This window comes from Allosalinactinospora lopnorensis (assembly GCF_000981225.1).
GTDB lineage: Bacteria > Actinomycetota > Actinomycetes > Streptosporangiales > Streptosporangiaceae > Allosalinactinospora > Allosalinactinospora lopnorensis.
On sequence record NZ_LAJC01000020.1, the window covers coordinates 50,159 to 72,118 of the forward strand.

Below are 21,960 nucleotides of genomic sequence, written 5' to 3' on the forward strand. Positions count from 1 at the left end.
TGGACACCGTCAGCTTCTGCTCTTCTTCTTCGGATATGCCGTGAGGACGATGAAGCCGGACGGAGAGGTATCGCTCTTCTTCAGTACGACGTCGTAGTGGCGGGCTGTGTAGATCTTTCCGTCCTTCTCGGCGTACTTGCCGATGTTGCCTCCGCCGGGGTTGTCCTTCAAGACGAGATTGCCCCTGGCGTCCTGGTCGCCCATCCACTTCTTGACCTCATCGCTGCGTGTGTCCAGCGCGTCTCCGATCAGGCGTTCCGCGGTCGCCTTGTCGTGGAAACTGGATGCGCGTCCTCCGGCGGATGAGTCGTTCTGGGCCCGCTCACGGAGCCACTTGTCGTCCTTGCCGACGTGGCGGTCTATGACATGCCCACCGAGCTTTTCGTTCTCGGTCAGGTTGCCGCCGGGCATGCTGCCGCACGGGTCTTCGTTGTGGACGAGTGCCGCGTGGTCGGAGGTTCCGACGTAGTAGGTGTTCAGGTCGGCGACGGTGAGGTTGTGGACCTGCTGGTGGTCTACGGTGCGCGCCTCGGCCGCGATGACCTGGGTCCAGGCGCCGGTGGAGCCGCGCAGCCAGGTGCCGGGCTCCAGGTCGATGGCCTCGACCCATTCGGCGTGCTCGGGAACCCAGAAGGGGTGCCCGCCGGTGGCGGTGAGGGTGCCGGTGGTGCCGTTGCCGCCGTCGACGGAGATGTCCACGAGGGTCTTCTCACCGGTGCTGCCGGGCAGCGCGGTCACCGGGCGAGGGCCTTCTTCACCGGTGAGCGGGTCCAAGGCCCACACATCGTCGCCGATGCCGATGTCCTGGATGGCGGTGGTGGACCCGTCGGCCATGAGGACGGGGGTGCCCGGCAGGAAGCTGCTGCGGGCGCAGCTGCGGCCGTCGCCGTCGTCGTCGCGCCGGTCGCCGTCTCCGTCGGCCCGGTCGTTGCGCGGGGTGTCCGGGCCCTTGCCGAGCTTGCCGAGTTTGCCGGCCTTGGCGGCCCAGCCGGCGCCGGGGATGAACCAGGAGCCGATGTCCCAGGCGCCGTTGCCCAACGCGGAACCGTAGTCGCCGTTGCTCCAGTCCTCCCGGGCTTCCTTGCTGATGATCAGGGAGAGCGGGTCCTCCTTGATCCCGTTCCAGGTGTCGGTGATGGTGTCGATGGGGTTGGTGGTGAAGACGTCGACGAGGCCGGTGGCGTCGTCGACGATGGCCCCTCCGGCGCTGGTGAAGAAGTCGCCGACGTGCTGCAGGACGCTCTTGTCCTCCCCGCCGCCGCCGTCGTCCTCCCCAGCACCGCCGCCGTTGTCGCCGCCGTCCTCCTCGTCGTCGCCGTCGTCGCCGCTGCGGCTGCCGATGTCATCGTCCCCGTCCCCGCTACCGGAGCCGGGCGGGTCCCCGCCGCCGGCTTGCGGGCTATAGAGGTCGTCGACCGTGGTGCCGACGGTGTCGGTGATGGTGGAGGTGATACCGGAGGCATAGATCGCGCCTAGCAGCGCGCACACGAGCACGATCACCGTGCCGTATTCCAGGAGCGAGGCACCGCGGTCGGGGTGGTGGATCTTGAGCAGCATGGTGGGGCCGCCTCCGGGGCGGGAGGTAAGGGGCGGTCAGCCGGCCAGGTAGGCGCGCGCCGCCGGGCGTGTGACGAATATGAGGATCAGGACCGGCAGGAGCGATTGCGTGATGGCGCGGGGGTCGCCTCCGGCGAGATTGCCCAGTGTCAGGAGGAGGACCAGGGCCTGGACGGCGATGATCGACCAGAACAGGCCCCGGCCGCCTTTGCGCAGGCGCAGGCCGAAGGCCAGGCAGAGGATGCCGGGCAGCATCACCCAGGTCATCGTCCCCAGCGTCGCACCGCTCACGCCGGCCGCGGCCAGACCGCCGATCCCGGTGATCAGGGAGATCCCCGCGGTGAGGAAGAGGCACCACCGGGCGGCCTTGAGCGGGCGGGGTAACTCGCGCTCGGTCACAGACGATCCCTTCCGGCCCCGCGGGCCGAGAATCCGGTTATAGAACCCATGCACTCTCACACACGGAAAATACGGGCGTCTTGGGCCCCTGGACCCCAATCCGCGGCCACAACAAGGGCACGCCCCCCTACCGGGGGACGATGCGCATCCCGGCTTGGCCGCTTCCGGCCTGCGGTCCCGGCCTGCTGCGGCCGCCGCCCGGGGCAGGGGACGAGCGACCCCGGCGGCGGTGCTCTCGTTACCGGGGAGGCGGGCGCGGTCACACCAGGGCGCCGTCGACGGGCTCCGCGTGTGCGTACGGGACCTCGAAGCCTTCGACGGCACGCCCATCGTGGACGTCAAGCCGGTACTCCCCGGCGGACGCTGAAGAGCGGGGCGGGAATCGCCGAACCCGCCGGTCCCCGCGAAGCGATCTCCTTCGTCGGCTCCTCACTCCCACTCGAACGGACCGCTGACGGGCCCCAAGAGGAGGCGGTCGTTTCCGGGCCGCGCCACGAGGCAGACCCCTACCGGAAGGCCCTCGACCCGCCCGAGCGGAAGGGAGAGCGCGGGAGCGCCCGCAAGGGAGGCGAGGCAGGTCAGGCGTCCGGCAGCGACACGGGCCTCCTGGCGGGGGCCGGGGCCCGCGTCGCGCGCGGGGGTGACCGTACCCGCTGCCGCGATGACGAGCACCTCGTTCCGCCCCAGGCGCCGCACCGTCGCCGCGACCGCGTCCGCGACGGGTTCGGCCCGCTCGATCTCCTCGCGGCTGATGCGGGCCGCCCTGTGGACGCGCGCCTCGACATCCGGACCGAGCGCCGGCCGGATGTTCTCGATCCAGCGGCTGAAGTTGTTCCACACCTGCGTCCCTTGCAGCACACTGAAGGCATCCAGCGCGGACGACAGGTTCGGGCCGCCGTGGCGGAGCAGTTCGACCTCCTCCCAAGGCACATCGAGTGCGAGGCCAATGCGGACGGTCGTCTCGCGCACCACCTCGGCCACGCGGGGATCGCAGACGTCGAGCGCTTCCGTGGCGAGAAGCAGTCGGCGCGGCGGTTCCGCGCCGGCCGCGTCCGCGCCGAGCAGCACCCCGGCGGCCCCGCGCAGTACGTGGAGGTCGCGGGACAGCAGGCCGACCGTGTCGAAGCGCTGCGCAAGGGGAAGCGCCCCCGTGGTGGGGATCGCGCCATGCGTGGGACGGTAGCCGTACAGGCCGCAGTAGGAGGCGGGAACCCGGATCGAGCCGAGCGTGTCGGTTCCCAGGCCGAGGTCGCACAGGTCGGCCGCGACCGCACTCGCCGGACCGCTGGTGGACCCGCCGGGGTCGTGGGCGGGGGCGGCCGGGTTGCGGGGCATGCCGTAATGGGCGTTGTCGCCGCTCAGGCTGTAGGCGAGTTCGGCGCACCGCCCCTTGCCCACGCAGCGCGCCCCCGCGCGCAGCAGCATCGCCACCGCTCGCGCGTGCCGGCGGGCGGGATCGTGCGAGGCCGCCCAGTCGGGGTTTCCCGCGCCGGTGACCGTACCGGCCACGTCGAGCACGTCTTTCACGACGAACGTCAGGCCGTCCAAGGGGGCGGCTCCCGACGTGCCGTCCGGTGTCGCGGCGATGACCGGCGTCTCGGGAACGAGCGCGCCGAGAGAGTCCGCACTTTTGTCCGTCCCTGGGTGCGTCCACGTCATAGGTTCGGTGTTCCCTGTCCGTCAACGGTCGTCGCTCTAGGCGGGCCGGTGAGAACAGGATCCGCGCCGGCGCGGGACGTCCCCGGCCGCCGGGCGACGGCCGGTGCTCACCCGTGCGGCGCCCTACTGTCCGGACTCGCCGGCATCGAGGAGGTCGGGGTCGAGATCGGCGAGCAGTTCGAGGGCGAGCGCGGCGCGGCGGACGCGCTCCCGCCCGAGATCGACGGCGACCGAGCGCAGGTGGGCCCCGCTGGGATAGATGTTCGGCGCGTTGCGCACGCCGAACTTCAGATGCACCGGCGCGGCCGCGCGGATGACGTCGGGAACGTCGTAGAAGCGTACGGCGCCGCCCTGGTCGTCGGGAACCTCGATGTACACGTCGATCGGCGACCGGGTGGCGTAGCGGACCTCGGTGAGGGTGGCCGGGTCGAGGTCGGTGGACACGTTCAGGCTGGTCGCGCCGAGCCGCTCGTACAGCGATGCGGTCGGGCCGTTGGTCAGCGGCATCACCACGGACGTCTTGAGCACCAGCTCCGCCGGGAGGGTGCCCGCGGCCTTGAGTTCGCCGAGCACGGCGAGGGTGCCGAGGTCCCCGACCAGGAGGCTGCGGATACCGAGGTCGCAGGCGCGCAGCGCGTCGTTGACACTGGCGGCGACGGCCGCGTTGCCGCGCGCGCTTCCGGCGACCGCGGCGGTCACCTTGGCCTGCCCGCCGGTGTCCCATCCCGCGCGCGGACCGAGGAACAGGTTCACCTCGACGTCGTTCGCGTCCCCGAGCTTCGCCATGTGCCGGATCTCCGCGTTGCTGAGCATCATGACGCCGCTGCCCTGCGAGACCCGGTCGATGGTGACGTCCCGCTGCGCGGCCTCCTCCAGTACGGCCTCGAACACAGCGGGCCCCTCGCAACTGGGAATCTCGACGCGGTAGCGCGATCCGTCGGGGAACCGCCGGCCGCTCTCGGTGATTCCGGCGGCCACCGGGTGGCCCTGGTCGGCGAGAAGTTCACGGAGCCGGTCGTTGCGCATGGTGCCCTCGCTGGGGGTGGGGGTCGGGGTGGAACGTGATGTGCCGGCGGTTCGGTGATCACCGCCGGCAGGCCGAGTCCGGAGTCCTACCCACACCCGGTCGCCGTTCACATGGGAGGCCGTTCCGCTGCGGCTGTCCCGGCCCCCGATAGTCTCGTGCTCCCGTTCCAGTGGTCGTCGCGACATCCCATCCCAGGGGAGGCGCTGGGTGCTGCGCCCCTGGGGCATGGCCGGTGGGCGTTCGACGTCCCGGATCCCGAGCCGGGGGCGCTACCTCACCGGCCGACTCGGCTCCTCCGCCTTCCACGGCTGGGGAGGCCGCTGCCGTCTCCCCGGGGAGCGAGGTGCTCGCCGCCCACGACGGCGAACCCGACCGGGGGGCGCCTCCTGCCATAGCGGGGCCCGTCAGGAGCCGGGGTGGTCGGCGCGCAGCGTGGGGCGGAGCCTGTCGAGCACCTCGGGATCCTCGATGGTCGAGGGCACCGTGGTATCGCCGCGATCGGCGATCTCCCGCATGGGTTTGCGCAGGATCTTGCCGGAGCGCGTCTTGGGCAGGCCGTCGACCACGTCGACGTCGCGGAACGCCGCGACGGGTCCGATCTGCTCGCGCACGGCGGCCACCAGCTCGTCGCGCAGCGTGGCGCGGTCGATCTCCACACCGGACTTGAGCACGACGAACCCGCGCGGCACCTGGCCTTTGAGCGTGTCGTACACGCCGATCACCGCGCACTCGGCCACGGCCGGGTGCGCGGCGAGCACCGCCTCCATGGAGCCGGTCGACAGCCGGTGGCCGGCAACGTTGATCACATCGTCGTTGCGCCCCATGACGAAGACGTAGCCGTCGCTGTCGATGTAGCCGTTGTCACCGGTGGCGTAGTAGCCGGGATACTGCGACAGGTACGACTCGCGGAACCGCTCGTCGTCCCCCCACAGGGTGGGTAGCGTTCCCGGCGGCAGCGGGAGCCTGATGCAGAGCGCGCCGTCCTGCCCCGGCGGTAGCGGCCGTCCCGACGTGTCGAGGACGGCCAGGTCGTATCCGGGAACCGGGACGGTGGGAGAACCCGCCTTGACCGGCATCGGCTCCAAACCGCGCAGGTTCGCGCAGACGGGCCAACCGGTCTCGGTCTGCCACCAGTGGTCGATCACCGGAACGCCCAGGGTGTCGACGGCCCACTTGTGGGTCTCGGGGTCGAGGCGCTCCCCGGCCAGGAACAGCGTCTGCAGGCTGGACGTGTCGTGTTCGGCGAGCTTCCGGGCGTCCGGGTCCATGCGCTTGATCGCCCGGAACGCTGTGGGCGCGGTGAACAGCGCTTTGACCCTGTGGTCGGCGACGACTCGCCAGAACGCCCCCGCGTCCGGGGTCCCCACCGGCTTCCCCTCGTACATCACGGTGGTCGCACCGCTCAGCAGCGGCGCATAGACGATGTAGGAGTGGCCCACGACCCACCCGACATCGGAGGCCGTCCAGAACACCTCGCCCGGTCCGATGCCGTAGACGTTGGCCAGCGACCAGCACAGGGACACCGCGTGCCCGCCGTTGTCGCGCACCACGCCCTTCGGGCGGCCGGTCGTTCCGGAGGTGTAGAGGATATAGAGCGGATCGGTGGCCCGCACCGGCAGGCAGTCGGCCGGTTCCGCCCGCGCCGTCGCGGCGTTCCAGTCCACGTCGCGCGCGCCGAGCTCGGCTTGGTGGCGGTCCCGTTGGAGCACGACGACCGCCTTCGGCTGGTGCGAGCTCAGCCGCAGGGCCTCGTCGACGATCGGCTTGTACTCCACCACCCGGTTCGGTTCCAGCCCGCACGAGGCGGCGACGATCAGCGAGGGGTGGGCGTCGTCGATGCGCGCGGCCAGCTCCTTCGGAGCGAAGCCTCCGAAGACCACCGAATGCACCGCGCCGATGCGCGCGCAGGCCAGCATCGCGATGACCGCTTCCGGGATCATCGGCATGTAGATCACGACGCGGTCGCCCTTGTCGACGCCCTGCTCGCGGAGGGCGCCGGCGAACACCGCGACGCGCTCCAGCAGTTCCCGGTAGGTCCACCGGGCCACCATCCCGGTCATCGCGGAGTCCCAGATCAGCGCGGTCTGCTCGCCGTGCCCGTCCCGTACGTGCCGATCGAGCGCGTTGAAGCAGGTGTTGAGTACACCGTCGGGAAACCACCGGTAGAAGGGCACGCGCGTATCGTCGAGCGCCCGTGTCGGGGCCTCGTCCCAGTCGACCATCCCGGCCGCGTCGAGCCAGAACCCCTCAGGGGCCGACAGACTCCGCTGATAAACCGTCGAATAGCTGCCCATGGCGACTGCCTCCCGCTGACTGGCCGACCTGCTTTCACACGCTGCTCACCGTCTTGTGGAGAACGCACGCCCCGTTGAGCTCGTCGGACCGGCGCGGGGAGAAGCGCGCGTACCACCCGGCGGACCGGCTCGACGGCCCCGCCAAGCGATGCTTCCCGGTGTATCACTGTTCACTCGGAAATGCCCTCAGTCCCTCGGATACGAGTTGACAAAGGCCGAGGCGAGCGCGGGCATGTCTCCTGGGGGCGGTCAGGAGCGGCGGCGTTTCGACGCGCTGCGCCGGATGGGCGTCCGCGGCGTGGGTGCTCACCGGTGGCAATGCGGTCGGGCGCCGCGTGCGGCCCATGACGCCCCTCTCGGCGACTCCTTGGGGCGGCACGCGCCGGCGGTCGTCCGCGAAGCGCTACTCGGCCGCGTGGCAGACGGCCTCCACGTTGTTGCCGTCGGGGTCGCGTACGAAGGCCCCGAAGTAGGAGTCGTGGTACTCCGGCCAGGTGCGAGGCGCGTGCAGCGGCTCGGCGCCAATGCCCACGGCGGCCTCGTAGAAGGCTGTGACGGTGGCACGGTCGGCGGCGGTGAACGCGATGTGGACCTCGCGCGCCTCGCCCGGAGTGGTGCGCGGGCCGATCCAGAAGCTGGGATGGGCCCTCCCGAATCCCACGGTCTCGCCGAAGTCGAGGATCCGGCGACCGCCCAGAGGCCCGAGGACCGTGTCGTAGAAGCGCGCGCTGGCCGCGACGTCGGCGACCTGGATGGCAAGGTGATCGAGCATGTCTCGATTCTGCCCGGGGGGTGTGACAAGCGGCGTGGTCTTCGCGGCGCGGGTCATGTGTCGAGGACCCGCGGGGCCTCTGCTTCCGCCTCCCGGAAGAGGTCGACGACACCCTGGCGCGCGTCTTTGGGGCACGTCAGCAGCCAGTGGAAGGGGACGGGGCCGCGATCCCAGTACTCGCCGACCTCCACCGGAACCGACCACTCCTCTGAGACTCTCCCCATAAGCCTGTAGAAGACGTGCAGTCCGTACTCAGTATGGTCCTGCAGCACCATATGAGCGTTCCGTACATGGGCGACGTAGCCTTCTGCCGGGAACCATTCCAGGTCGGCAAGGGTCTCGTCCAGGGCCGGCCAGTTGTGCCCGAAGTAATCGGGGATTTCGAATTTCGTCTGGAAAGCGGCCATGAGTGACTCGTACCGTGTCATTTCGGCGCCGTCCAGGTCCACCCATGCTATTCCCCTGGTAACGGACAGCTCCTCCCGAAGTTCGTCAACCGCGAGTGTCTCATCGGCGACGACGGCCCACGGGGCCTCGGGGCGGGTGAACAGCTCGCGAATCTCTTTCTGGCTCACCAACGACTCCGGTTTCATTCGACGATGTAGAAGGACTTGTAGTGGTCGTCAGGCTGGGTGCTACGGGCAGGTCGACACGCTGGGCTGCTCGGCCACGACCGATACCGGGACCGAGTCCGCCCGGCCGCGCCACGGCCAGGGATGCCATGGTTAGCACGACCGGGGGACAGAAATGGCGGATCGGGAGAAGACGGCCGGGGCGGAGCCCGTCCGCGGGGGCTACGCCGCGGCACCGCCGTCGAGCACAAGGTCGGTGCCGACCGCGAAGCCCGACTCGGGAGAGGCCAGGTACAGCACCGCCGGGGCGATTTCCTCCAGGGCGCCGATCCTGCCGATGGGGACCTGCTCGCGCATCCGTGCGGCGCGCTGCTCTTCGGTCTCGCCGGGCAGCAGCGACATTGGGGTGTCGGAGGCGCCGGGGCTGACCGCGTTGATCCGGATCCCCTCGCCGATGTATTCCAGGGCCGCGGCCCTGGTCAGCGTGGTGACCGCCGCCTTGGACGCGGCGTAGGCCCCGATTCCGGGGATGCGCAGGTGCGTGCCGATGTTGGAGGAGACGTTGACGATGGTGCCGCCCCGCCCCCGCATGTGCCGGATCTGTTCCCCCATCGCCAGAAGTACGCCCGTGACGTTCACCTCCAGCAGTGTCCGCCACTCCCGCTCGTCGATGTCGGCCACCGGGTCGGCGGCGGTCAGCGTCCCGGCGTTGTTCACGGCGATGTCCAGTCGCCCGCACCGCCGCGCCGTCTCCTCCATCAGGCGGGCCATGTCCTCGGCATCGGTGACGTCGGCGGTGACGGCCGAGGCGGTACCGCCGGCATCCTGGATGAGCTTCACGGTGCCCTCCAGCGGTTCGGCCCTGCGGCCCGCGACGACCACGAAGGCGCCCTCCCGGGCGAAGGCCAGCGCGACAGCGCGGCCGATCCCGCTGCCCCCGCCGGTGACCAGCGCGGTGGATCCAGTGAAACGTTCGGTCATGGATGACTCCTTCGGTTGTGACTATTTCACGGGGGCGAGGGGACGGATACTCCGTCAGTGACCCCGGTCGCGGCAGGCGTGGCCGAGTCCGGCCGTCACGACGGCCAGGAGAAGAAAGGCAAGGCCGGCGGCGCCGAAGGCCCAGCCGTAACCGGCGGCGGTGGCAACGGGCGCGGAGGCACCGCTTTGGGCCAGGTGTGCGGTCCGGACGGCGGCCACCGCCACCAGAATCGCCAGACCCGCTGTGGGCCCGATCTCCATCGCGGTGTTCATCACCCCACCGGCCAGCCCGCTCTGCCGCTGGGGCACCCCGACCACGGCGAGCACCGCCGCGGAGGAGAACACCGCCGCCGAGCCGGCGGCCAGCAGCAGCATCCCGGGCAGCAGGCCGCTCAGGTAGCCGGTCGCGGTGTCGAGCCCGGCGAGAAGGAGGAAGGCCCCGGCGCAGGTGGCGAGCCCAGCGACGGCGACCACGCGGGCGCCGAACCCGGAAACGAGCCGGCTACCGGCCGCGCCGGTGGCGATCAGCACGATGGTGAAGGGCACGAAGGTGAGCGAGGTGGAAAGCGCCGACCAGTCGCGGATCTGCTGCAGGTAGAAGATGAGCAGCACGGCCGCGGTGCCGGTGCCGGCGGCGGCGAGCAGGATCGCCGGCAGGGCGGTGGCCCGGCGCGCGTCGGTGAGGAAGCGGGGCGGCAGCAGCGGGTCGCGCGCCCGCAGTTCCACGGCGACGAACACCCCGAGCAGGCCGAGCCCGGAGAGCAGGGGGATCAGCACCTCCGCCGCCGACCAGCCGTGGTCGTCGATCACCACCAGGGCGTAGCTGAACAGGGTGATTCCGGCGGTGGCGAGGACCGCGCCCGGCAGGTCCAGGGAGGGGCGCGGTCCGTGGGGAGGCTCCGCCCGCGGCAGCAGACGCCGCGCCAGCGCCAGTGCCAGCGCGGTGACGAACAGCGGGACCGCGAACATCCATCGCCACGACACCCAGGTGGCGACGAATCCGGAGACGAGGTTGCCGCCCATCGCCCCCATCACCGACAGGCTGCCCCACGTCGCCATGGCGCGGGCGTGGCTTTCCGGGGTGGAGAAGACCGACCGCAGCACCGCCATGGCCGCGGGCGCGACGAGGGCCGCGCCCGCTCCTTGGGCGAAGCGCGCGCCGATGAGTGTGCCGGCTCCCGGGGCCGCGGCGGCGAGAATCGAGGTGGTCAGGAGAACGACCACACCCGCGAGGAACACTCGCTGCCCGCCGTAGCGGTCGGCGAGTCGCCCGCCGAACAGCAGCAGTCCGCTGAACGCGAGGCCGTATGCGGATCCGATGAGGATCAGCGCCGACTGCCCGACGCCGAACTCGCGGCCGATCAGCGGCAGCGGGACCGCCACCAGGGTGAGGGTGAATATAAGAGTGACCTGGACGGTCCCCAGCAGCAGGAAGGCCCGGCGGGCGCCTGCCGGGGCCGTAGCCGCGGTGCTGGTGGTCGGGGCGGCGGCCGTGGACGGGCATGGTGGTCCGCCTTCGGCGGGGGGAGCGGTGCACTCAGCGGCCACGGCGATTCCTTCGGAGCGGCGGAAAAATTCTAGATTGATCGTTCTTTAATTAGGGCATGCGTGCCCGCCGCGAGAGGAACGCAGGCGCGAGGTCCGGCCAGGGCGGCGCGGTCAGTCCAGCAGTGTCAGGGCCTCCTCGGCGGCGGCGCGCAGCCGCACCGGGTCGGGATCGGCTCTGCCGATGACCCGCATGCCCTGCAGCAGCGTGATCAGGAAGCGGGCGAGCGCTTGAGGGTCTTTGTCCGCGGCCAGTTCACCCTGGGCGCGGGCGCGCGTGAGCGCCGAGCCGATCGCCGTCTCCAGGAAGCGCCAGTTCCCCTGGACGCGGCGGGCGGCATCCGGATCGTGCGGGGCGAGCTCCACGGCGGTGTTGACCACGAAGCAGCCGCGCCGCCCCTCCTCAGAGGCGGCCTCGCGGGCGTAGTCCTCCACCAGCGCGCGGACCGCGGGCAGCGCGGGACCCGGGCGGGACAGGCGTTCCAGCACCAGGGGGTCCTTGAACTCGCCGTACCTCTCCAGCGCCCTCAAATAGAGTTCGCGCTTGCCGCCGAAGGTGGCGTAGATGCTGGCCCGCGCCACCCCGAGGCGCTCGACAAGGTCAGCCATCGACGTCGCCTCGTATCCGCGCTCCCAGAATAGTTCGAGCGCTGCCACCAGGGCGGCGTCCGGATCGAACTCCTTCGTCCTTGCCATGCACGCCACCGTATCCGAATCAAGAACGATTGGTCAAAAAAGAGGGTGAATGGGAGCGGAACAGGGCACGGCGCCGGTTTTCCTCCGTGTTCAAGAGGCACCGTGGTCACAGCGGCAGGCCGGCTCGGCTCGCTGACGCTCGCTCATTCCCCATCGCCGCGGCGCACGCATCGCGGCGGAGGACGAGGCGCGCAAGGGGCAGGTCCGGGCGCGCAACACCTGTGGGGGCGACCGCCGTCAACTGCAACCCAGATTGCAACCCGACAAGTAAGGCGTTCCGCCCACGTGGGCGGAACGCCTGGCCGGATGGTGTGGCCCCACGTTCCCGGAAAACGAACCCCGCCACGGTCATCGAAGGTCCGTTCATCGACTTGCGATCCGGCCATGTGCAGGGCAAACAGTCAGGTGACGCTCGGCGGATTTCAGGGCTGGAGGACGTACCTCCCGCGCACCCCTCCCTTCGCGACGGCGCGGTGGGCTGCGGCGACCTGGTCGAGCGGTAGGACGGTGTGGACCCGCGCCGGCAGGCGGCCGCTCGCGGCGGCGCCGAGGAGCTGGGCGAGCCGGGCACCGTCGGGCTGCGTCACCACCACGCGGACGGTGACACCTCGCTCTTCTGCCGGCACCGCACTCGGCTGCACGCCGACGAAACGGCCGCCGTCCCGGACCAGCGCGACGCCTTCATCCTGGAGTGCGGCACCATCGGCTACCGCGTCCCAGCCGGGCGCCGCCTCCGCGGTGAAGTCGGCGCCGAGGCTGCGCACGAACTCCTCGTCCTCAGCACGGGCCAATCCGGTGACCCGCCAGCCGCGGTCCTGGGCGAGCACGGCGACGTACCCGCCGACCGCGCCCGCTGCCCCCGTCACCAGCAGGCTCCGGCCTTCGCCGTCGCCGAGCAGGTCGAGCAATCGGGCTGCGGCCAAGCTGTTGAGCGGGACCGTGGCTGCCGTGGCCATGTCGAGACCGTCGGGCACCAGGGCGGTGTCTCCCGCCGCGACGACCAGCTGCTCGGCGTACGTGCCGAAGTCACGGTCGAAGCCATCGACCAGCCCCGCGACGCGGCTGCCCACCGGGAGGTCGACGTCCGGGCCGACCGCGGCGACGGTGCCGGAGAAGTCCCAGCCCAAGCCGGTGTGGTCGGGCTGGTCGATCAGGCCGAGCCCGTGGAACACCCCGGCGGCGAGCGCCAGGTCGACGGGGTTGACCGCGGCCCCGGCGATCTCGACCCGGACCTGGCCCGGTCCGGGCTCGACGACGGGTGCGTCGATGATCTCGATGGAGTCGGGACCGCCCGGAGTGCGGACGACCGCGGTGCGGAAGGTGGTGGACATGTTCGCCTCCTGTGGAGATATCGGTGATGCTCCACCACAATGGACGGGTAACTCTCCATCGGGAAGTAGGCACTTCGAAGTGCGTATGTCACCGCGCGGTAGGAAGGAGCGGTCGATGCCGACGATGACAGCGGCCCAGAAGCGGGCGCAGGCGAAGGCGGATTACGACGCGTTCCTGGCGGGTTGTCCCAGCCGCCAGCTCCTCGATCGGATCTCCGACAAGTGGGTGGCGCTGGTCCTGGCCGCGCTCGGCAGCAACGGCCCGCACCCCGGAGAAGACTGCCTCGGCGAGCCGCGGTCGATGCGCTACTCCGAGCTGTCCCGCCGGTTGGCCGGGGTCAGCCAGAAGATGCTCACCCAGACGTTGCGCTCCCTCGAGCGCGACGGCCTGCTCACCCGCACGGTGACGCCGACCGTACCTGTCACGGTTACCTACGAGCTGACCGAACTCGGACTATCGCTCCATGAAGTCATCCGCGGCATCAAGGCGTGGGCAGAGGCGCACATGGACGAGGTGCTCGCCAACCGCGAGAAGTACGACGCTCCCAGCCGCTCTACGTGACCCAACCGACCTTGATCGAGGCTCACGGGTAGGGCTTTTGAGGGTATGGCCGTGCCGTAGGTGAGGACGTGGGGCGCATCCGGGGCCCGGATGCGCCCCACCGACCAGCAAGTATCCCTCTGAACTGCACAAACGTAGAGGCCGGCTGTCGTCGATCACCGCCGTCAAATGATCAAAGGCGTTCCCCGCTACGGGTGAACGCCCTTGATCATTGGGTGTGGGCCCCCAGGGGATCGAACCCTGAACCCGCGGATTAAAAGTGCCCTCGATCAGTGCCGGGCTGGGTTGACGCGTGCCCTTTCATGCCGTGTTATCCCAGCGCACCTGCCGTTTCCTGTTATCCGGTGGTGTCCAGTGCCGCCTGTGTCCCAGGCAACCGAGCACACACGGAGCGCACAGCTCTGGCGTCGAAACCGGAACGATTCCACCGCAAGTAGTCTTATTTCCGTGTCCGGATAAGGCCGAGGGTAACCGTCGGACTCAGTGTTGTTGGTCAAGGAGGCGCGTCCAGTGGGTCTTGCCGTGTTCGCACTGATCGTCACGGCAGTTGTTGCTCTGAGTGTGCGGGTCCGTCTCCGGAATCAACGCCAGCGGGATCTCGTGCTGTTCCGACACTGGGAGCAGGTGCAAGAGTGGCGTGGGGCGACGTCGGGTGCCGAACTCATCCAGGTTTACCGCGTCTATCAAGAGGCCCGAAGCGGAACAAAAGCCATCATCCTGTGGCTGGAGACAGGGCATCAGCAGGACGCGTGGTTCCGAGGTAATTGGCCAGAGCCAGGAAGTGTTGCGTTGGTGCACGGCTCGACCGGATGGGGGCCGCACAATCGCAACCCGGATGTGTTCTACATAGAGCCGCACCAGATCGTTGCCATGCTGTCTCCCGATGCATTGGCCGCCGTTGAACGTCACCAGCGCCGGCAACTCAAGCGCGCCGGTTAGTAAACAAACACCTGTGTACTGGTAGACCCGGCTTCCCAAAATACGGACCCCCAACCGCTGATCGAGGGGCCAGTCATCGACCTGCCATCCGCTCGCACTCGAGGTAAACGGGCTAGCGAACTCAAGAGCGGTGGTGAGGGGCCAGCCGGTGGGGTAGTCGGTGATGGTCGCCTCTGGCTAGACCCGCTGAATCACCACCGCCGCGGTGCTACTGATGGCACTGATCGCCGCCGTGGTCAGTTATAGCCATCCCCCTATTCTCACCTGGTGTGTCGGAGGGACATCATAGGATTGAAGGTCCCACATTCCCTGTCACATCAGAAGAGAGTTCCGCGTGGCAACGACCACGAACGCAGTGAACGCCCTCAACACGGAGACAGCACAGGGCCACGCACACCGAAGTCTGCTCGACGACGCCGTTCCCGACGTGAGCAACCTGATCGAATTCCACGCCAAGGAAACCGGCAGTGCCCGCGGGCGCAGACGTCCGGACATCCAGATCGTGAGCCGCTCCGCCGTGGTCATGACGTGTGCCTACTGGGAAGCCTTCTGCGAGGACCTGGCTGCCGAAGCACTGCAACATCTGGCTGAGCACACTCTTCAAGGAACCGCTCTCCCCAAGGAACTGAAGAAGAGCCTCAAGAGAAGCCTGCTGGGCGAACAGGACGAGTTGGCGATCTGGTCACTGGCCGACGACGGATGGCGGACTGTGCTTCGCAGCCGGGCCCAGTTGCTCGTCAGTGACGACGACACCTCTCTGAACACTCCGAAGTCCAGGCAGGTCAAAGAGTTCTTCCAGAGAAACGTGGGAATGTCCGATATCACTAAACACTGGTGCTGGCACAAGAACCCTCAGAGCAGAACCACCAAACGTCTTGACGAATTTGTCACCCTGCGCGGCTCCATCGCGCATCGCGGCTCGCCGCAGGAGGGCGTACACAAGAGACACGCAACAGACGGCCTCGACCTCATTCAACGTTTGGCCGCGAAAAGCGCGACCGCTGTCAATGAGTTCCTCGTAGACCACACTGGCAGCGGTCTACCGAAGCTGGAACCGGTGCAGCTATGACTGTCTCCCATCGTCGCAGGACCGACCTTGGACTAAGCGACCAAGGCGTTCCTGGTCCGCCGGAACTTGAACGCCAACACGCTGCGCTCCTGCGCCTAAACCAACCATGAACCCTTCCGGGGCCGGTGGAGTCGGGTTGCTGGGTTTCAGGCTACGTGGGTTGCTCGTAGTTCGTATTCGGTTGAGTGAGCATGCCGAGCGCGGAGTGACGGCGCTGGCGGCTGTGGAAGGTCTCCAGGACCTTGTTGTCCTCACCATGAGCGAACTGCTCGACGGCTCGCAGCTGCAGCCGCTCGCGAAATTCCCGTCGCTCAGCGGTCGACCCACCGCCTTGCGGATACTTCATGCCTACGGTCTACCGCAAAGCTCTTGAGCTGTCAGCCCTCGCGACATCACGCATTTAAGATCAGTAGCAGAGTTCACAGTTTTATCTTCATCAACGTGGGGCGCGTTCAAAGAGGTGTTTCTAACTGGTTCGACCGTTGACGTGCGGTGCTCATCGATTTCTCCTTGAAGTGTATGTCTGCATACATTTTGGGGAGTCGGTGCTGTGGTTGCTTTCTCGGCCTCGGAAGATCCTCTCGGCCTTCCTCGCAAGTCTCGGCGTGGAACTCCTGATTCTGTAGCGACGGTTGTTGAACGGTTCGGGCGAGAGGTTTCTGCGAAGCTGGGGCCGGATGGTCAGGATGAGGACCAGCTGCGGACCCCCTTCGAGAAATTACTCGAAGCGATGGCCGAACGGGTTGGCCTGAGTATTACCTGCCATGGTGAGGTGCGGCTGAAAGGGCTGCGGGCGCGGCCCGACTACGGGATCGACGTAGGCCGGACCCTGCAGGGCGAAGGGGCCAGGGTGGGCTACGTGGAGCTGAAAGCGCCATCGAAGCCGATCCCACCCAGCCCGTTCCTCGCCGAGCATGACAAGGAACAGTGGCAGAAGTTCCAGCAGCTGCCCAATGTGCTGTACTGCAACGGCCTGCAGTGGGCACTGTTCCACTTTGGGAAACAGGCCGGGGAAACGGTCGAATTCAGCGGGGGATTCGGCAGGCGCCAGCGCCTGCGCACGACCGGCGACGCCTTTGAGCGGTTGATCACCGAGTTTCTGCTCTGGGAGCCCGACCCCTCCTACACCCTGGACCAACTCATCGGCGTTCTGGCCGGCCTGTGCCGCTCGTTGCGCGCAGAAGTCGCCGAGATCATCGAAATGGAGCCACAACTCGATCCCTCCCGCCCGTTCACCCGGCTCGCCGAGGACTGGCGCGAGCTGCTTTTCCCCACCCTGGATCCCGGCCCCAGGTTCGCCGATGCCTATGCCCAAACGGTCACTTTCGCGCTGCTTTTGGCCCGCGAAGCGGGTGTGGAGTTCAGCGGGCGCACCCCGCGCCAGATCGCAGAACTGCTCAGCAAGCACCACCCGCTGCTCGGCCAGGCCCTCGACGCGCTGACCCACCCGGGCACCATCAAGAACCTGACCGTCCTGCCGACCATCATCCAGGTGCTCACCCCCATCGACTGGCAGCACTTGATGGCCGGCCACCGCCACGCCCACATCGACCTCTACGAGACGTTCCTGGAGCGCTACGACCCGGAGCTGAGAAAGCAGAGCGGTGCCTACTACACCCCCGAACCCGCCGCGCGCTTCATCACCGAGTTCGTCGACGAGGTGCTGAAGACCCGCATGAACAAGAGAACCGGCCTTGCGGATGACTCCGTAACCACGCTGGATCCCGCGATGGGCACCGGAACCTTCCTGGCCTCGGTGATGCGAACGGCAGCACAGACCCTCACACACGAGCACGGCGAGGTGCACGCCCTCACCCACCTCAAAGAGCTGTACCGGCAGCGGCTGGTCGGGTTCGAACGCAGCGCCGCCCCCTTCGCCGTCGCCGAACTGCGCCTGCACCAGCAGCTCAAGGAAACCTACGGGGCCGAAGTCCCCGAAGAACACCGGCGGTTTTTGATCAACACCCTGGACGACCCCTACTACCAGCACGCCCGCCTGGGCGCCGCCTACTCCGAGATCGCCGAATCGCGCAACCACGCCAACGCGGTGAAAAGCAGCGAACCGGTGATGGTGGTCCTGGGCAACCCGCCCTACATCGACCGCGCCAAGCAGCGCGACGCCGCCCCCTGGATCGAAAAGCGCCGCAGCACCGCAGAGGCCGACCCGTTACACCTGCGGCCCTCGATGGATGAGTTCCGCGAGGCCGGGCAAGGGCGGCTCGACTACAAACTGGCCGGGGTCAGCACTTACTTCTGGCGCTGGGCCACCTGGAAAGTGTTCGATGCCCACCCGCAGCAGCCGGTCGGCATCGTCGCGTTCGTCAGCACCTCCGCCTACCTGACCCAGGCCGCGTTCGCCGGGATGCGCCGCTACCTGCGCGTGACCGCCGATGAAGGGTGGATCATCGACCTCACCCCCGAGGGCCACCAGCCGGGCGTAGCCACGCGGCTGTTTCCCGGGGTGCAGCAACCGATCTGCATCGGGATCTTCGCCCGCTACGGTTTCCCGAACCCCGACACCCCCGCGCGCATCCACCATGCCCAGCTCACCGGAAGCCGCGCCGCGAAGCTCGCCGCCCTCACCACCGATCCCGGGCTCCGGTTGTCCGGTGAGCGGTGGCGCGCATGCGCCACCGGATGGACCAGCCCTTTTAGGCCGCAAGAAACCAACTGGTTGGCGCACCCACTCCTGGGGGATCTGCTGCCCTGGCGGCAATCCGGAGTCAAACCCAACCGGACATGGGTGTATGCGCCCACACACGAGACGTTGATGGCCCGCTGGAACCGGCTCTCCAGCGCTGATCCTGCCTCCAAAGACCACCTGTTCAAAGCCACCAGGGACCGGGATGTCTCAACACAGCTCCCCGGCCGTGCGCCGATTCGCCGCGAAAAGCGCGCTCCCGCCAGCGCGCCCGTCTTGTTCCGCAGTTTCGACAGACAGCAGCTCATAGACGACCCGCGCTTCGTGGATTTCCCACGCCCGGCCCTTTGGGACGTGCGGGGAGAGCGCCAGGTCTTCGTCGTAGAGCCGCATGCCAACGTGATCTCCTCAGGCCCGGGCCTGCACTTCAGCGCCCTCGTCCCGGACATGCACTGCTTCCAGGGACACCACGGTGGCCGCACCCTCCCGCTCTATCGGGATCCAGTCGGGCTGGCCCCGAACCTCGCCCCTGGACTGCTCGCCACGTTGTATGACCGGCTAGGCATGCCGGTGACCGCCGACGATCTGCTCGCCTACATCGCAGCCGTGGTCGCCCACCCCGGCTACACGCAGACGTTCAGCGAACAGCTCCGGGTCCCCGGAGTCCGGGTCCCGCTCACCAGCGACGCCGACCTGTGGCGCCCGGCGGTGGAACTCGGCACCGAGATCGTCTGGCTGCACACCTTCGGCGAGCGCTTCAGCGACCCGGCCGCAGGGCGCCCACCAGGCCCGCCTCGGCTGCCCCCCTCCCGCAGACCCGAGGTCCACGTCGAAATCCCCGATTCCCCCACCCGGCTGCCAGACCACATCACCCACGACATCGACCACGGCAACGCCGGCCAGCGCCTCTACGTCGGCGACGGAATCATAGCCCCGGTTTCCCCCGAGGTGTGGGCCTACGACATCGGCGGCATGCGGGTGATCCGCAAATGGTTTGACTCGCGCCAGGCCACCCCACGACACAAACGCCGCAGCTCCCCACTAGACGACATCCGACATGACCGCTGGAGACCCCGGTTCACCGACGAACTGATCGAGCTGCTCAGTGTGCTCACCCGGCTGATCGACCACGAGCCAAGCCAGGCCCGACTACTCCAGGACGTATGCGCAGGACCGCAGATCACCGTAGCTGAACTGGAAGAACACGGCGTCCTCCCCCCAAACCCGGGCTGTCGAAAACCTCCCCGCGGCTCAGGACAAGGCGAACTCCCCCTGCAATAGCAGCACACTGCCTCAGAGATAGGCTCAAGCCCTTTTGGTCCCTGGCACAGCGACGACCAGCCTCCGGAGTGGTCTTGTCTTGATTCGTTTCCACGGACAGGGTGTGTTTAGTGTGGCGTTGCGCTGACCGTTGAGTCCACCCTCGCCGCCTTGAGGATGTCGTTGGCTCGCTTGAGTTCGGCGTTCTCCTCGCGCAACCGGCGCAGTTTCTCGGGCTCGGTGGTGTTCAACCGGTCGTCGCACTCACCGGCCTCGGCCTCAACTTGGCGGGCCCAGTTGCGCAGGGCCTCGCGATGGATCCCCAGCCCCTGGGTCGCCCCGGCAAGCTCCCGAATCGACACGAACATCCAGAAGTATGCTGTCCTCCTCCCAGCGGACGACCTTAGAAGGCTCAGATTGTCGGTCGGCGCGGGCAGACTACGCCGCACAGCCTCATCATGCAGCAGTGCTGGACGGTCTCACTCCGTTCAGGACCGTCGCGCCCTGAAAGGGTGGTAGATACCAAGAGAGGCCCCCAGCCAGCCCCCAACCCTGGCCGCGGCGATAGGAAGTGAGAGAGCGTGTGAGCAGTCTTGGCAACTTCGTGTGGTCGATCGCTGACCAGCTCCGTGGCGTGTACAAGCCGCACCAGTACGGCAGTGTCATCCTGCCGATGACGATCTTGCGGCGCTTGGACTGCATCCTTGAGCCGACCCGCGACCGGGTCCGCGAGTTGGCCGCGTCGACGCCCAACGACGAGCTACTGAAGGTCCGGGTGAAGAGGGAACTCGGGCTGAACTTCTACAACACCTCCCCGTGGTCGCTCGCCAAGCTCGTCGGCGACCCCGACGGACTGGCCACCAACCTGTCCGAGTACATCGCCAGCTTCTCCAGCAACGTCGACGTGTTCGAACGGTTCAAGTTCGACAACGAGATCGCGGCGATGGCGGAGAAGAACCGCCTGCTGCTCGTGGTGACGAAGTTCGCCGAGGTTGACCTGCACCCGGAGACGATCTCCAACGCTGAGATGGGTGATCTGTTCGAGGAGCTCATCCGCAAGTTCGCTGAAGCCTCCAACGAGACCGCTGGTGAGCACTTCACCCCACGGGATGCGATCCGGCTGATGGTCGACCTGCTCTTCGCCGAGGATGGCGACGCACTCAGCGAGCGCGGCATCGTGCGCACCGTCTACGACCCCACCGCCGGCACCGGCGGCATGCTCTCGGTGGCCGAAGAACACCTGCTGTCCCGCAACCCCAACGCCCGGCTGCGGCTGTATGGGCAGGAGATCAACGACCAGTCGTATGCGATCTGCAAGTCCGACATGATCGCCAAGGGCCAGGACTCAACCAACATTCGGCTCGGGGACACTCTGGCTGAGGACCTGTTCGCCAGCACACAGTTCGACTACTGCCTGTCCAACCCGCCCTACGGCGTGGATTGGCATTCCTCCGAAGAGGCGGTCAAGAACGAGCGGGCCACCCGTGGAACAGCGTCCCGATTCCCGGGCGGCCTCCCGTCGGTCGGTGACGGGCAGATGCTGTTCCTGCAGCACCTCGCCTCCAAGATGCGCCCGGTCCAGGACGGGGGCGGGCGCGCCGGCATCGTCCTCAACGGCTCCCCATTGTTCAACGGAGGAGCGAAGTCCGGACCGTCGGAGATCCGACGCTGGCTGCTGGAGAACGACCTAGTCGACGCAATCGTCGCGCTGCCGACCAACATGTTCTACAACACCGACATCGCCACCTACGTCTGGATCCTCGACAACACCAAGCCGAGCGCACGGGTCGGCAAGATTCAGCTCATCGACGGATCCGGCTTCTTCACCAAGATGCGCAAGAACCTCGGCGCCAAATCCCGCGAACTCTCTGTGGCAGACCGAGACAAGATCCTTGCCGAGTACGACGCCTTCACCGACAGCGACTACTCGAAGATTTTCACCACCGACACATTCGGATACTGGACCATCACCGTCGAGCGACCGCTCCGACTGAACTTCGCGTGCACCCTGGAACGCATCGATCGGGCGTTGGTCGACAAGAAGCTCGCAAAGGCCGACCTCGACACCCTAAGGAAGGTCCTCACCGGGGTGGGGGGGCATCTGTACCAGAACCGAGACGAGTTCCTCGCTGTGCTGAAATCCGCACTGGTGGAAGAAGGGGTGAAGCTTTCGGCGCCACAGTTGAAGGCGCTGTGGACGGCGCTGTCGGAGCGGGACGAAACCGCGGACCCGTGCCTGGACCACAAGGGCAAGGCTGAGCCGGACTCGAGCCTGCGCGACACCGAGAATGTGCCCTTCACCTACGGGGGATCCACGGCTGGAGCGGACGGGCGCGACGAGGTGATCAAGAAGTACCTCAAAACGGAGGTACTGCCACACGTCCCTGATGCGTGGATGGATGAGTCGAAGACAAAGGTCGGTTACGAGATCCCATTCACCCGCCACTTCTATAAGTATGTGCCACCCCGACCTCTCGAGGAAATCGACGCCGACCTAGAGAAGCAGGTCACGAAAATCCTCGATCTGCTGCGGGAGGTAGAAGAGTGAAACGCCGGTACGCAGCGTATGTGCACTCTGGGGCAGAGTGGCTCGGCCCTATCCCGGCAAGTTGGTCGACGAAGCCGCTTTGGTCGATGTTTCGCCGCGTCAAAGACA

General features: G+C 67.8%; 17 protein-coding genes and 1 pseudogene. 5 read left to right on the forward strand and 13 right to left on the reverse strand.

Annotation, left to right across the window (positions count from 1 at the left end; all coding sequences use genetic code 11):
- Positions 1 to 9: 9 nt before the first annotated feature.
- From VS93_RS09785 to VS93_RS09835, 11 genes and pseudogenes are all read right to left on the reverse strand, one after another.
- Entirely contained in the window at positions 10 to 1,557 is a 1,548-nt protein-coding gene (locus tag VS93_RS09785; RefSeq protein WP_052745642.1) for an RNase A-like domain-containing protein, read from the reverse strand.
- A 36-nt stretch (positions 1,558 to 1,593) separates the two neighbouring features.
- Entirely contained in the window at positions 1,594 to 1,956 is a 363-nt protein-coding gene (locus VS93_RS09790; RefSeq protein WP_046469652.1) for a hypothetical protein, read from the reverse strand.
- A gap of 429 nt (positions 1,957 to 2,385) precedes the next feature.
- Positions 2,386 to 3,615, reverse strand: coding sequence for an amidase family protein (locus tag VS93_RS09795; protein ID WP_052745643.1), 1,230 nt, complete (start codon positions 3,613 to 3,615; stop codon positions 2,386 to 2,388).
- Positions 3,616 to 3,738: 123 nt separating this feature from the next.
- Positions 3,739 to 4,641: a hypothetical protein gene (locus tag VS93_RS09800; RefSeq protein ID WP_046469653.1), complete on the reverse strand. Its 903-nt coding sequence runs from the start codon at positions 4,639 to 4,641 to the stop codon at positions 3,739 to 3,741.
- Between the two features lie 405 nt (positions 4,642 to 5,046).
- A pseudogene (locus VS93_RS09805) lies at positions 5,047 to 6,951 on the reverse strand (propionyl-CoA synthetase); the annotation flags it as partial.
- A 388-nt stretch (positions 6,952 to 7,339) separates the two neighbouring features.
- Positions 7,340 to 7,708 (reverse strand): VOC family protein, encoded by a 369-nt coding sequence (locus tag VS93_RS09810; protein ID WP_046469655.1) that lies wholly within the window; start codon positions 7,706 to 7,708, stop codon positions 7,340 to 7,342.
- 53 nt (positions 7,709 to 7,761) lie between these two features.
- Entirely contained in the window at positions 7,762 to 8,283 is a 522-nt protein-coding gene (locus tag VS93_RS26860) for a barstar family protein (RefSeq protein WP_052745644.1), read from the reverse strand.
- Between the two features lie 219 nt (positions 8,284 to 8,502).
- Positions 8,503 to 9,261 (reverse strand): SDR family NAD(P)-dependent oxidoreductase, encoded by a 759-nt coding sequence (locus VS93_RS09820; protein ID WP_046469656.1) that lies wholly within the window; start codon positions 9,259 to 9,261, stop codon positions 8,503 to 8,505.
- A gap of 54 nt (positions 9,262 to 9,315) precedes the next feature.
- On the reverse strand, positions 9,316 to 10,809 hold the full coding sequence (locus VS93_RS09825) for an MFS transporter (RefSeq protein WP_046469657.1): 1,494 nt from the start codon (positions 10,807 to 10,809) through the stop codon (positions 9,316 to 9,318).
- A gap of 111 nt (positions 10,810 to 10,920) precedes the next feature.
- Positions 10,921 to 11,502, reverse strand: coding sequence for a TetR/AcrR family transcriptional regulator (locus VS93_RS09830; RefSeq protein WP_046469658.1), 582 nt, complete (start codon positions 11,500 to 11,502; stop codon positions 10,921 to 10,923).
- A 422-nt stretch (positions 11,503 to 11,924) separates the two neighbouring features.
- The gene (locus tag VS93_RS09835; protein WP_046469659.1) at positions 11,925 to 12,833 is read right to left on the reverse strand and encodes an NADP-dependent oxidoreductase; all 909 of its coding nucleotides are present in this window, start codon (positions 12,831 to 12,833) and stop codon (positions 11,925 to 11,927) included.
- Positions 12,834 to 12,948: 115 nt separating this feature from the next.
- Here VS93_RS09835 and VS93_RS09840 point away from each other — a divergent pair, with 115 nt between their 5' ends.
- The 3 genes from VS93_RS09840 to VS93_RS09845 all read left to right on the forward strand — a co-directional run bounded on the left by VS93_RS09840 (position 12,949) and on the right by VS93_RS09845 (position 15,403).
- Complete coding sequence (locus tag VS93_RS09840) at positions 12,949 to 13,395, forward strand: winged helix-turn-helix transcriptional regulator (protein WP_046469660.1); 447 nt, start codon at positions 12,949 to 12,951, stop codon at positions 13,393 to 13,395.
- Positions 13,396 to 13,905: 510 nt separating this feature from the next.
- Positions 13,906 to 14,334, forward strand: a complete 429-nt coding sequence (locus VS93_RS29010; protein ID WP_156184753.1) for a hypothetical protein — start codon at positions 13,906 to 13,908, stop codon at positions 14,332 to 14,334.
- Positions 14,335 to 14,668: 334 nt separating this feature from the next.
- Complete coding sequence (locus tag VS93_RS09845) at positions 14,669 to 15,403, forward strand: HEPN domain-containing protein (protein WP_156184754.1); 735 nt, start codon at positions 14,669 to 14,671, stop codon at positions 15,401 to 15,403.
- Positions 15,404 to 15,554: 151 nt separating this feature from the next.
- On the opposite strand, the gene VS93_RS29015 is transcribed toward VS93_RS09845, so the two are convergent.
- On the reverse strand, positions 15,555 to 15,749 hold the full coding sequence (locus VS93_RS29015) for a hypothetical protein (protein ID WP_156184755.1): 195 nt from the start codon (positions 15,747 to 15,749) through the stop codon (positions 15,555 to 15,557).
- Between the two features lie 384 nt (positions 15,750 to 16,133).
- On the opposite strand from VS93_RS29015, the gene VS93_RS09850 reads away from it, so the two are divergent.
- Entirely contained in the window at positions 16,134 to 19,325 is a 3,192-nt protein-coding gene (locus VS93_RS09850) for a type ISP restriction/modification enzyme (RefSeq protein WP_156184756.1), read from the forward strand.
- Positions 19,326 to 19,432: 107 nt separating this feature from the next.
- Here VS93_RS09850 and VS93_RS09855 read toward each other — a convergent pair whose 3' ends face one another.
- On the reverse strand, positions 19,433 to 19,672 hold the full coding sequence (locus VS93_RS09855) for a transposase (RefSeq protein WP_046469662.1): 240 nt from the start codon (positions 19,670 to 19,672) through the stop codon (positions 19,433 to 19,435).
- A 215-nt stretch (positions 19,673 to 19,887) separates the two neighbouring features.
- Between VS93_RS09855 and VS93_RS09860 the strand changes: the two genes are divergently transcribed.
- Positions 19,888 to 21,852, forward strand: a complete 1,965-nt coding sequence (locus tag VS93_RS09860) for a type I restriction-modification system subunit M (protein WP_046469663.1) — start codon at positions 19,888 to 19,890, stop codon at positions 21,850 to 21,852.
- Positions 21,853 to 21,960: the final 108 nt, after the last annotated feature.

What these genes read in the sequence shown, in the direction of transcription:
- VS93_RS09785 (WP_052745642.1), bottom strand. Translation starts at nt 1,557, where the DNA reads ATGCTGCTCAAGATCCACCACCCCGACCGCGGTGCCTCGCTCCTGGAA.
- VS93_RS09795 (WP_052745643.1), bottom strand. Translation starts at nt 3,615, where the DNA reads ATGACGTGGACGCACCCAGGGACGGACAAAAGTGCGGACTCTCTCGGC.
- VS93_RS09800 (WP_046469653.1), bottom strand. Translation starts at nt 4,641, where the DNA reads ATGCGCAACGACCGGCTCCGTGAACTTCTCGCCGACCAGGGCCACCCG.
- VS93_RS09810 (WP_046469655.1), bottom strand. Translation starts at nt 7,708, where the DNA reads ATGCTCGATCACCTTGCCATCCAGGTCGCCGACGTCGCGGCCAGCGCG.
- VS93_RS09820 (WP_046469656.1), bottom strand. Translation starts at nt 9,261, where the DNA reads ATGACCGAACGTTTCACTGGATCCACCGCGCTGGTCACCGGCGGGGGC.
- VS93_RS09830 (WP_046469658.1), bottom strand. Translation starts at nt 11,502, where the DNA reads ATGGCAAGGACGAAGGAGTTCGATCCGGACGCCGCCCTGGTGGCAGCG.
- VS93_RS09835 (WP_046469659.1), bottom strand. Translation starts at nt 12,833, where the DNA reads ATGTCCACCACCTTCCGCACCGCGGTCGTCCGCACTCCGGGCGGTCCC.
- VS93_RS09840 (WP_046469660.1), top strand. Translation starts at nt 12,949, where the DNA reads ATGCCGACGATGACAGCGGCCCAGAAGCGGGCGCAGGCGAAGGCGGAT.
- VS93_RS29015 (WP_156184755.1), bottom strand. Translation starts at nt 15,749, where the DNA reads ATGAAGTATCCGCAAGGCGGTGGGTCGACCGCTGAGCGACGGGAATTT.
- VS93_RS09850 (WP_156184756.1), top strand. Translation starts at nt 16,134, where the DNA reads ATGGCCGAACGGGTTGGCCTGAGTATTACCTGCCATGGTGAGGTGCGG.
- VS93_RS09855 (WP_046469662.1), bottom strand. Translation starts at nt 19,672, where the DNA reads ATGTTCGTGTCGATTCGGGAGCTTGCCGGGGCGACCCAGGGGCTGGGG.